General features: G+C 44.6%; 9 protein-coding genes. 5 read left to right on the forward strand and 4 right to left on the reverse strand.

Annotated features, from left to right (window positions below; genetic code table 11):
* Window positions 1-450: 450 nt before the first annotated feature.
* Window positions 451-2,025: a lysine--tRNA ligase gene (gene lysS / locus VB836_RS07850; RefSeq protein WP_046281510.1), complete on the forward strand. Its 1,575-nt coding sequence runs from the start codon at window positions 451-453 to the stop codon at window positions 2,023-2,025.
* A 219-nt stretch (window positions 2,026-2,244) separates the two neighbouring features.
* Window positions 2,245-3,309 carry an SGNH/GDSL hydrolase family protein gene (locus VB836_RS07855; RefSeq protein ID WP_323218805.1) on the forward strand — a complete coding sequence of 355 codons (1,065 nt, stop codon included), beginning with the start codon at window positions 2,245-2,247 and terminating at the stop codon, window positions 3,307-3,309.
* 473 nt (window positions 3,310-3,782) lie between these two features.
* Here the strand turns inward: VB836_RS07855 and VB836_RS07860 are convergent, their stop codons facing one another.
* The gene (locus tag VB836_RS07860) at window positions 3,783-4,226 is read right to left on the reverse strand and encodes a hypothetical protein (protein WP_235441041.1); all 444 of its coding nucleotides are present in this window, start codon (window positions 4,224-4,226) and stop codon (window positions 3,783-3,785) included.
* Window positions 4,227-4,435: 209 nt separating this feature from the next.
* On the opposite strand from VB836_RS07860, the gene VB836_RS07865 reads away from it, so the two are divergent.
* Both VB836_RS07865 and VB836_RS07870 read left to right on the forward strand, forming a co-directional pair.
* Complete coding sequence (locus VB836_RS07865) at window positions 4,436-5,962, forward strand: carboxypeptidase M32 (RefSeq protein ID WP_323218806.1); 1,527 nt, start codon at window positions 4,436-4,438, stop codon at window positions 5,960-5,962.
* A gap of 177 nt (window positions 5,963-6,139) precedes the next feature.
* Complete coding sequence (locus VB836_RS07870; protein WP_049560529.1) at window positions 6,140-6,808, forward strand: peptidoglycan-binding domain-containing protein; 669 nt, start codon at window positions 6,140-6,142, stop codon at window positions 6,806-6,808.
* Window positions 6,809-7,554: 746 nt separating this feature from the next.
* Here the strand turns inward: VB836_RS07870 and VB836_RS07875 are convergent.
* Window positions 7,555-8,172, reverse strand: coding sequence for an exopolysaccharide biosynthesis protein (locus VB836_RS07875; protein WP_323218808.1), 618 nt, complete (start codon window positions 8,170-8,172; stop codon window positions 7,555-7,557).
* A 211-nt stretch (window positions 8,173-8,383) separates the two neighbouring features.
* On the reverse strand, window positions 8,384-9,661 hold the full coding sequence (gene ahcY / locus VB836_RS07880; RefSeq protein WP_323218809.1) for an adenosylhomocysteinase: 1,278 nt from the start codon (window positions 9,659-9,661) through the stop codon (window positions 8,384-8,386).
* A gap of 244 nt (window positions 9,662-9,905) precedes the next feature.
* On the opposite strand from ahcY, the gene psb29 reads away from it, so the two are divergent.
* A complete protein-coding gene (psb29, locus tag VB836_RS07885) occupies window positions 9,906-10,631 on the forward strand; it encodes a photosystem II biogenesis protein Psp29 (RefSeq protein WP_046280411.1) in 726 nt (241 codons plus the stop codon).
* A 237-nt stretch (window positions 10,632-10,868) separates the two neighbouring features.
* Here psb29 and VB836_RS07890 read toward each other — a convergent pair whose 3' ends face one another.
* Window positions 10,869-11,402, reverse strand: coding sequence for a late competence development ComFB family protein (locus VB836_RS07890; RefSeq protein WP_323218811.1), 534 nt, complete (start codon window positions 11,400-11,402; stop codon window positions 10,869-10,871).
* Window positions 11,403-11,747 lie beyond the last annotated feature (345 nt).

The raw sequence follows: 11,747 nt of genomic DNA on the forward strand, positions 1-11,747 counted from the left end.
GAGGAAGGAAACCCAACAATAAACCCTCAAGACAAACAGAAAACCTCACAAAAATTATGGGGTGTTGGGTTGCACTTTCGCTTAACCCAACCTACTACTGTTTCCGAAATTTCTCGGCCCCCTAAATCCCCGCCCCCGTGACCCCCAAAATTGGGGGTAGCTGGGGGACTTTTAAAATAGGGGGTAATTGGGGGTAATTTGGGAGACTTGAATTCTAATTCCCCCCAGAATTGGGGGGCGAGGGGGGCGCAGGCTGTAGCTTCGGTTGAGGAACAAAACCCAACAATAAACCCTCAAGAAAAACAGAAAACCACACAAAAATTTTGCGTACAATGAGCGTATTTTTAAGATAAACTTAAGAATTAAATGCGATCGCCGTCTGCAAAAATACTGTTTCCTAACAGGTTATGATAGAACTTTACAATTGAACTGCTACAGGAAATTCTAAATATGGCTGAAAATGAAACCCGCAACGAAGCCGAAGTCCGCTCTCGAAAAGTAGACGAGTTGCGATCGCTAGGAATAGACCCCTACCCCAGTCAGTCTTTTGCGCGATCGCACACCACCCAAGCGATCAAAGATCTATTCTCCCAACCGGGAAACGAACTGGCAGACGGCGTTGCAGACCCCCAAGCCGTCCCCCTGAAAGTCTGTGGACGCATCACCTTCAAGCGCGATAGTGGGAGTATTGGCTTTATTGGCTTAACCGATGCGTCGGGAACCATTCAACTGAAAATCGAGAAAAAACTCGTTACAGGCGAAGCAGGTGGACTCTCCTTTAATCAAATTAAAAAGTTATTAGATACCGGAGATTTTATCAGCGCTGAAGGAATTGGCTGTCGCACAAACCGAGGCGAACTTTCCGTACAAGTTGAACGGTTAGATGTCCTTTCAAAAGCCACTATTCCCTTTCCCGACTCCTATTATGGCGTTAACGATCCTGAAATTTGTCGGCGTCATCGAGAGTTAGGATTAGTCAGTAATCCCGAATCTTTTGCCACCTTTAAACTTCGCAGTCGCATTATTAGAAGTATGCGAACCTATCTGTGGAATGCGGATTTTGATGAAATCGAAACTCCCGTTTTACAAGCGATTTATGGGGGGGCTGCGGCGCGTCCGTTTAGCACTCATCATAACGCTTTAGATATTAATTTGTATCTGCGAATTGCCACAGAATTGTTCTTGAAACGGGCAGTTTGTGGCGGCTTTGAACGAGTGTTTGAAATTGGGCGCGTGTTCAGAAATGAAGGGATTGATAGCACTCATAACCCTGAATTTACCTCAATTGAAGCCTATCAAGCCTATGCGGATTATTTTGACTTGATGACGTTAGTTGAAGACTTAATTTGTGGAGTCGTTCAAGATGTGTTAGGGGATGTGACTGAAGTTGACTATCTCGAGGATAAACTCAGTCTAGAACGCAAATATGACTACACCGATATTTATCCCAGTTTCACAGGGAAGCATTGGAAAGTGCAAACAATGGTGGAAGCCGTGCGGGAAAAAACAGGCTTAGATTTCGAGACGTTAACGTTAGAAGAAGCCATTAAAGCCGCCGAGAAAATCGACTTAAAACTCTCCAAATTACACACGCAAAGTTTAGGCTATTTGTTGTATGCGGTGTTCGATCAAAAGGTAGAATCAACCTTGATGGAACCGACATTTGTGATTGATTTTCCCGTTGAAGTGAGTCCTTTAGCCAAGCGTCATCGTTCTAAACCGGGTTTTGTTGAACGGTTTGAATTATTTATTCATGGTACCGAATATTCTAACGGGTTTTCTGAGTTAAATGATCCCGTTGATCAACGTAAACGCTTTGAAGAACAACTCGCCCAAAAGAGTGCAGGGGATGAAGAAGCACACCCGATGGATGAAGATTTTATCCAGGCGTTATCATTAGGAATGCCAACCTGTGGCGGGATGGGAATTGGGGTAGATCGACTGATCATGTTATTAACCAATACTCAAAGTATTCGGGATGTGATTATGTTCCCCACCATGCGTTCCGTGTTGAAGGATTCTTAATCAAATATAAAGTACCTGGTTTCTGCGAGAAACCGGGTATTTGAAAAAGTTTCTTAGAAACATTGGCTATTTGAATCAGGAAAGATCATCTAAAGTTAGATTTTTATGCAAGATTTACAGAGATTTCGCGAAAGCTTTACAAAATCCTCTGTATTTTCACGGAGGTCAATGCTAAATTATCTAACATAAATCTTTTTTGATTGAACCAGAGTGTCATCTATGTCTTGCATCTACTCATCTAACCTTGCCTTCAGCACTTCTTTGTTAGGCTTATTAACATTAGGAACCCTGGGAACGGTTCCGGTTCAAGCCGCTAGCTTGGATTCTCGTTTTGATCAAATCTTTGTTTTTAGTGATAGTCTTTCTGATCCAGGTAATCTTTTTTATATTACCGGAGGACAAGTTCCCGAAAATCCTTTATCCTTTGAAGGACGCTTTTCTAACGGGCCAGTTTGGACAGAATATTTTACCCCAAAATTGGGCTTAAATCCTACTCCTTTTACCAATTCAGTTCAGTCTTCTGATGGAACAAATTATTCCTTTGGAGGGGCGACATCAGGCGATAACAATACGATTAATATTCTCCGACCCGATATTCCGATGGAGTTGCCGGGATTAACTCAACAACTCAATTATTTTATTCAACCTTTATTAGCAACAAATCAATCCGCAAATCCTGATGCGCTTTATGTCGTTTGGGCGGGAGCGAATGACTATGGATTTGGTGGGGTTACTGATCCGACAATACCGGTTACAAATATCTCAAATGCTGTACAGTCGCTTTATGGGGTTGGCGCTCGGAACTTTTTGCTCTTAAATTTACCGGGTTTAGGGAATACTCCCTTCGGTTTAAATCTAGGCTTACAAGAACCTTTAAATCAATTAACTGCGGCTCATAATTTCTACTTAAGTTCAGCCGTCAACGGGTTAAATCAGTCGTTAACAGGTGCTAATATTGGTTTAGTTGATGTTAACGCTAAATTTAACCAAATTCTGCAAAATCCCGCAGAATTTGGATTTACCAATGTTACAGATAGTTGGTCAAATGCGGTTGCAGTTTGTCTGGAAGTGGGTTGTGAGGAGTTTCCCAATCCTGATGAGTATTTCTTTTGGGATCAAGTTCACCCGACAACAGCAACTCACCAAATTATTGCAGACATTGCTTATTCTACTGTACAATCGCAATTTCCCAAAGTTCCAGAACCCACCTCGGTACTCGCTTTGAGTGTATTGGGTTTAGGATTTTTGTTCAATCAAGTTTCATCAAATCGCCGCAAAAATTGAAGCGTGACTGGCGAATCTTGTGAGAATTTTAAAAAATCAATAGAATCTTGGCTTGAATTTAAAGGTGCGTTAACCTAACGCACCTCGGAAAATTGCAAGTAGCCAGCAAACACAAGGAGAGAGCGAATCGAGGTTTTATTACAAGAGCGAGGGTTATTCATACTAGAGGAAAATGCGTGAGAAGCGAAACTTTATCAGCCGATCAAACCGTTGTTTAGCAACATTCTCCCTTTAAAATCGAAAAGATGGAACATTTAATTTCAACCCCGATAAGGGCGACAACACGACCTGAATAATGCTATTGAATTCAATCGGCTTTTCTTGCTGATAGCAGTCAAATTGAAAAAGCGTAACGGCTCAGGTTATACCAATCAGACCAGGAACTTAATCAAATCAATAGATTTGCATCAAGTCATTTGAGAAGCAGGGATTAGACGATTTGAGGGTGTGATTTTCAAGCGCCCCCATCTCAGTTATTGGGGAGGTGTATCTTCTTCCACCTCGCTACTTTCCTCTGAATTAGGCAAGGGAATGATATCATCAATTTGGCGTATCAATTCCACTAGAGCATTTGCTAATCGGGCGGCGACGACCGTTCCTTCAAACTCAAACTCTGGCTCTTTAAGGGCTTGGACTAGCATTCGTTTTCCTGTTTCTGTCATGGAGACCATAGGGACTTGATTTTCCTTTTCTATGCGAATCGCTCCGGCTGTTTTTAGTTCATCATAGAGTCCTTGATAGATGCCAACTTTTTTCCCTTGGCGTTTTTGCTTTACCTTACTGGTGAGTTCGCTTTTTTTAACCTTGGCTTGAATTCCTCCAAGCGCCCACAATGTTAAAAGCAAGCGTGTTCTCGCCTTGGCATCTGCTTCACCTGTTACCGAATTTGCTGTCTCGTTATAAGTCATTGTTGACATATCAATCACTTCGGAACACGAAAATACCATCAGATTGTACACCAAGATATCAACAGTCAAGTTGCCGGATTGGGGGTGGCTTTGGAGACTAGGGTTAAAGGGATTCTGAGTAAGACTGTAGGTGATTAATCCTTAAACCCTGTCAGGATTAAGCTGAATGAATGGCACACTAGAAAGGATATAGTCTGTATCTGACCAACACCGCGATCATGCCACTGCCGAACAAGGAACCCAAATTAATCGAACTTGAACAGCGTTTGAGTGAGGTTAACGATATTGAATCGGTGGTTTCCCTACTCAATTGGGATCAAGCCACCTATATGCCTGCCGGGGGTGCTGCCGCTAGAGGGCGTCAAATCGCAACCCTCAAACAGATTGCCCATGAAAAATTGACAAATCCGGCACTCGGTCAACTCTTGGAAGATTTGCGTCCCTACGAAGCAAATCTTTCTTACGATTCCCTGGCCGCAAGTTTGATTCGGATTGCTCGTCGAGATTATCAACGGGCAATTCGAGTCCCATCGGAATTTATGGCAAGGTTATCCCGTCATCAAGCCGCCGCTTATGAAGCCTGGTCAGAAGCTCGACCTGCCAATGATTTTGCCAAAGTACAACCCTATCTAGAGAAAACCTTAGATCTCTCTCAAGAATTGGCAAGTTTTTTTACAAATTGGCAACATATTGCTGACCCATTAATCGAGGCTAATGACGATGGCATGAATGTCGCGATTATCCAACCGATTTTTCATCAGTTGCGACAACAGTTACTTCCCCTGGTTGAAGCGATCGCCGCCGCCCCCGCTATCGATAATTCTTGCCTTCATCAATTCTTTGCCGAACAAGAGCAACTCAGCTTTATCAAAGGGGTAATTTTTCGTCTGGGTTATGACTTTAACCGAGGACGCCAAGATCAAACCTTACATCCCTTTACCTCAAAATTTTCGATAGGGGACGTGCGAATTACGACCCGAATTTACGAACATCATCTTGAGCAAGCCTTATTTAGCACTATCCATGAAACGGGTCATGCTTTGTATGAACAAGGAATTGCACCGGAGTTAGAAGGAACCCCTCTAGCGACGGGAACAGCTTTCAGTGTCCATGAGAGTCAATCGCGGTTATGGGAAAATTTAGTTGGTCGCAGTCGCGGGTTTTGGGAGTGGTTTTATCCACAGTTACAAGGGACATTTATCCGTCAGTTAGGACAAACGTCAATCCAGCAATTTTATCGCGCGATCAACAAAGTACAACCGTCTTTAATTCGCACCGATGCGGATGAAGTCACCTACAACCTACACGTGATGATTCGCTTCGATCTGGAATTAGCGATGTTAGAAGGTTCCTTAGCGGTGCAGGACCTCCCGCAAGCCTGGAATGAACGATATCAAAAAGATTTGGGTATTATTCCCCCAAATGACACCAACGGGGTCTTACAAGATGTTCACTGGTATGTTGGGTTAATTGGGGGAATGTTTCACGGGTATACATTGGGGAACTTAATCAGCGCTCAATTCTATGAGGCTGCAATTGTCTATGATCCCGAAATTCCTGTTGAGATCGAACGGGGAAACTTTCAGCGCTTGCAGGACTGGCTGAAACTTAACATTTATCAGCATGGCCGCAAGTACACAGCCCAGGAACTCCTCGAACGGGTTACAGGCAATGGATTAAGTATTGATCCATTTATGAATTACATTCGGAACAAATACGGATATCTTTACAATCTCAAGTTCTAGATTTTAAAGTTTTGTAATTCATTATCCTTTCCGGTACACCCCTCAAAGATTTTGCAATTAGACTTAAATAGATCTTCTATCTTTTACCGGATTTGAAGGTAGGAGCGAGATGATAAAATTCAAGTAAGTGTATCCGCTATGTTCATCAACTACCAATAAAGTTCAGGATAACCTCTCATGTTTATCAGAAATGCTATCCTAGCCAGCTCACTGATTGTCGCTGTTTTGGGATTTAATTCAACTGCACGGGCGACCTCTGGCACAAACCCCGACCTACCAACGAAAGACTACAGTTTCAGCGAAGAACAGCAAATTCCGATCAGACGCTCTCCCGAGTTGACTCCCGAGAAACCCAGCCAAGATCGTCTGTTTTCTCAGCCTTTTTATGAAGCTTCCCCTCAACCGCTCCGACGCTATACTCTAGAACCCGGAACTCAAGGTTCACAAGTCACAGGCTTGCAACAGCGTCTACAACTGCATGGTTTTGATCCGGGTCGGATCGATAGTGTCTTCGGTTCCCGTACCGAACAGGCCGTCAGAGCCTTTCAACAAGCCCGAGGACTTGAAGTCAATGGTATTGTCGATCGCGGTACCTGGCAACTCCTAGAAGCTGATCCCCAACCCGTCGCGGTTGCAGAAGTCTTAACCAAGGGAACCAAGGGATCTAAAGTTCTCACCCTGCAAACCCGCTTGCAAGTCAAAGGTTATGATCCAGGCCCGGTAGATGGCGTGTTTGGGAGTCGCACCCAAGCGGCAGTGATCGCCTATCAACAGGCAAAAGGCTTAGAAAAAAGTGGGGTTGTCGATCAAGAAACCTGGACGGCTTTGAGTCAGGAGTGGCGTTAGTCTGTTGACGACATCTCAAAAAGCACCGTTCAAATTATTTTGAGTCAGCGTGATCTCTAACAGCCGAAATTCTGGGTTTATAGTGCTTCGCACTGGTATATTTACAAACGCACCGAATGAAGAAAAGTCAAAAGCCTCACTATACCAAGCTTTTTTCCGCATGAGTGCCTCTTGCATGATTGCCTGTTGCCTTGCGCGAAGCGCTATAACTTGCCTTTTGGCAAACCAGCTCAATTAACCTTGTTTACCAAAAATTGCCGCACACGCCCCTACCTTTAGGTATGGGGATACAAGGCAAAGAAAATGCTATAATAATTATACTGGTAGGGTATTCAACCAGGTTAAAAACCCAGCATCTAATCGATGCAATGAATCTTGAAAACTTAAGGTATGGGGTTCTTGCTAGGAATGCTTTGGCCTGATAAAACCTTGAAGCACCAAGTACAGAGAACAAAGCATTTTTTTCTCAAGTACGGTAGGGCATACCGAAACTATCTCTGAAATGGGATGAACGACTGGGGAGACTCACCCCTCTGGAGTTGATTGGGAAACCATTTGGCTGTAAGGGTTGTCAATGAACCAGTAATCCAAATCCGCTCTTGCTTGGAGAATCCCCTTTCTTTAGAAATGGGGAGTATGTCAATTCTCGTTGTCCTCGGGCAACTGTGCCATTTGTTCGCGGCATCTGGGTGTTTGATTTCCCATTCAATTAGGGCGGTATCCTCGCCGCCCTCCTCTGAAATTCCTTAGAACGACTGACGAATTAAGTGAATTCCGCCTTTCACCGCTTCATAACCAAAAGTCAGAATGAGGCTGGTCAGGGTGGCTCCCATCACACAAAGCACCAATCCCCCTAAACTAATCGCACCATCATCATCGAGCAAACCAAACCCGGTCACAAAAATTCCCATAGCTGGTAGAGTATTGGTTCCGGGAATCGGAATCATCATCGAAATTGCCATCAAAGCGATCGTTGATCCAATAATAATCCGACCGGGAAAACTGGTGCAGACGTAGCTTAAGCGAGGACGAGAAACCAATTCGATTTTTTGTAACCAGGGAATTCCCCCTTTGAGAAAACCCTGAACTGTTTTCAGTTCGATGGGACGATTCAGCCATTTTTGGGGAAACCAAGGTCGTTTAGCTCCAAAAATAAGCTGCACAGCTAAGATAAACAGCAAAATCCCAAACGGCGTTGAATAACCTGGCGCCGGGACAGGTAAAGCCGAAGGCAAAGCCAACAAGACAAACAAAAACCCAAAAGTCCGTTCACCTGCCAGATCGAGAATATTGGCAAGGGTTACTTGGGGAGCGAGTTCTTCGGCAAAAAAATGACGCTGAAGTTCAACAGAGAGTTTTGACACGGTTAGGGGAAAAGGGAACGTAAAAAAAGAAAATACGCAACCCAGATGGCAGTTATTCAGTGAACAGTTATCAGTTATCTGTTACCAGTTTTTACAGTTATCTGTTATCAGTTTAGAGTGACCAGTCTTTACAGTTATCAGTTATCAGTTTTTTTCACTGATTACTGGTCACTGATTACTGGTCACTGATTACTGGTCACTGGTCACTGTCTTAGGTGCCAGACGCCCAAGAGTTGGTGTACTCAATTTGTTCGGGGGTCAGGGTATCGAGATTGATGCCCATTGCCTCCAGTTTGAGTCGGGCAATTTCCTGATCCACATCGGTGGGAATGGAGTACAAACCGGGTTCCAGCTTGCCTTTATTCTTCACCAAATATTCACAAGCCAGGGCTTGGTTAGCAAAACTCATATCCATAACCGCACTGGGATGACCTTCAGCCGCAGCTAGGTTAATCAGTCGTCCTTCCCCAAGCACAATCACAGACTTGCCATTTTGCAGTTTGTATTGTTGAGTAAAATTGCGAACTTCTTTAACTTCGGTGGATTTTTGGGCTAAGGCTTTCAGGTCGATCTCGATATCGAAGTGACCCGAATTACAAACCATCGCCCCGTCCTTCATCACATCGAAGTGTTCAGCGCGAATTACGTGTTTGTTGCCTGTTACGGTGATAAACAGATCCCCTAAAGGAGCCGCTTCTGCCATCGGCATGACACGGAAGCCATCCATCACCGCTTCAATTGCGCGTACCGGGTCAATTTCAGTCACAATCACATTCGCACCCATACCCCGAGCGCGTAGGGCGCAGCCTTTACCGCACCAGCCATAACCCGCAACAACAATATTTTTTCCAGCCAGCAGAATATTAGTGGCTCGAACGATCCCATCAAGGGTAGATTGACCCGTACCGTAACGGTTATCGAAGAAGTGTTTGGTATCGGCATCATTAACGTTCATCGCCGGGAAGGTCAATACACCGTCTTTGAGCATCGCTCTTAAGCGAACAATACCTGTGGTGGTTTCTTCGGTGGTACCGATCAGATCAGCCAGTTGATGTTGACGATTTTGAACTAGAGTCGCAACCACATCACTACCATCATCAATGATAATGTTGGGACGATGATCCAGAGCAATTTCAACGTGCCGTAAATAGGTTTCGGTGTCTTCTCCCTTGAGGGCAAAAACAGGAATACCGTGATCAACGACTAAACTCGCTGCCACATCATCCTGAGTTGAGAGGGGGTTACTGGCAATCAAGATCGCATCAGCACCGCCTGCTTTCAGGGCAATTGCCAGATGAGCCGTTTCTGTGGTGACATGGCAGCAAGCAACCAAGCGGATACCCGCAAAGGGTTTTTCAAGAGCAAAGCGTTCTTGAATCAATCGCAGAACGGGCATTTCCCGTCCAGCCCAATCAATGCGTTGTTTTCCTTGAGGGGCTAAAGCGGGATCTTTAATTTCGTATTGAGTACGGGCGGTTGTTGCAGTCATGCAGTTTTCCTCGAAAAAATATGTATTTTTTAGACGTTGAGTAGTGACCAGAGGAACCGTCACAATCCTTATCGTGTATCCCCAATGGGTTTGTCAGGGGATGGAACTTGGGGCTACCGCAGTTTAAATTTGCAGTCCATAATACAGACTAACCTGACTCTACCCAGATTGACTAGGGGGATCTCGCTTGGCAAACGGGTCTTCTGGAGAGACAATAATCTAAAGTCCCTCTTAAGAATGACTTGTGAACAATATTCGTACCGTCTCTGATACTAAACGCGCTTTTTATAGCATTCATACTCGTCCGATCAACTCGATTTACCGTCGCGTGGTTGAGGAGTTGATGGTTGAGATGCACCTACTTTCGGTGAATGTGGATTTCCAATATGACCCGATCTATGCTTTGGGTGTCGTTACCGCCTTTGACCGTTTCATGCAAGGATATTTACCGGAAACGGATCAAGAATCGATTTTCAATGCTTTGATTGGAGCCTTGCAAGAGGATCCCCAGCGCTATCGAGCCGAAGCCCAACAATTACAGGAATTCGCTCAAACCCTCTCAGTCACAGATCTTCTGTCTTGGGCTGAGGGAGCGAGTAACTTTGAGGCGGGGAACGACTTGCAGAGTTATTTTCACAAGATTGCAATTAATCCCAAGTACAAATACAACCGTCTGTTTGCAATTGGTTTATTTACCTTAATCGAACAGAGTGATCCTCAAGGGATTGAGAACAAGGAAGCAACGGAGAAAACGCTCGATCAACTGGCTTCCGGGTTGAATTTGCCTCAAGACAAGTTGCAAAAGGATTTAGAGCTTTATCGCAGCAATCTGGAGAAATTGATGCAAGCACGCATCGTTATGGAGGAACTGACTCAAGCTGAACGCAAACGGCGAGAACAACGGGGTGCTAAACCCGCAGTTAGTCCGACTCCTGAATCTGCGCCCGAAGAGGTTTCAACGGACTCCTGATGGTGATCGAGTGACTTTTGAATGATTCACCGATCCCCTGTAATCAGTTGCCACTCGAAGGAGCAAAAATATTTTCGGGTGGGCAAGCCAGCTATTGTGGGAACGCTGAATCTAAATTAACGATTGAACTGGTATTCTGCACCCCGTACCCCATCAATCATGCCCCCCGAATGCCCTTATTTCCCCGTTCTAGCTCTGATTCCTTCAGGATCAATAGGTGTCACATTCAAAACGTTTTTAATTGCCTTGCTCGTAATTTCGAGCGTAATCTTTGAGCAAGATGCTGATGTTACTCAAGACTCCCTCACCGGAAAATTGTCCAAATACCGTCGGGTTTTTAGCGACTCGATCTAAGGTATAGTTGATGGCTTCTTTCACCTGAGCTGAGATCAGAGCATGAAGTTCTTCTCTGGCTCTTGAACGCTGATATTGAGCGCCTTCTTCGGTGGTTGCATATAATGGGGGCAGTCGGTTGAGAGCATAGGCGGCAATGTCTCCGACATCGAGCGGTTGTTCATTGCTATCCTCAATATCTGCAACACGGGCGATCGCTTCACTGAGAACCAACTCTTCCATCACGTTGATAAATTGTTTGCGGGGTAAGACTACGACTTCACCCGTTAACAAGGCTCCCATGAGGCGGTCAAGCGCCATGTATTCTTCTATGGATAACTCGGATGCGGTGTTGCAAATTCGTCCGACTTCAGCCTCCATTGAAGGCGTTAAATAACCATCTTGTAAAGCTTGCTCAACAATTTTCTCGATACTCATAGGACCTTTACACACCAATCGCAGAACTGAGTGAACTTGTATGTATTTGTCGGACTCAGGAGAAACAGCTGTTGAGCCTCCCCGATGACCTTGAGTCTGACAAAAAATATTGTTCCTGAGAATTTAGCTGTTTATTGGGTTGGAGGGGCTATATAGACGCGCTTGAGACATTTTTTGTTTGTCCTCGCACATTGGCTCAGGATAACATATTAAGCCCCCTATCTTAAATGTCAAAAGAGGACTCCCGTTAGAGCCTTCGGCTTAACGGCGAGATGAATTTTGACCAACAAAGAAAACTGAGCGAAGCGAATCCTACATGGCTTGGCATACTTGTGTAGAACAGGC

Source organism: Limnoraphis robusta BA-68 BA1 (assembly GCF_034932365.1).
GTDB classification, from domain to species: Bacteria; Cyanobacteriota; Cyanobacteriia; order Cyanobacteriales; family Microcoleaceae; genus Capilliphycus; species Capilliphycus robustus.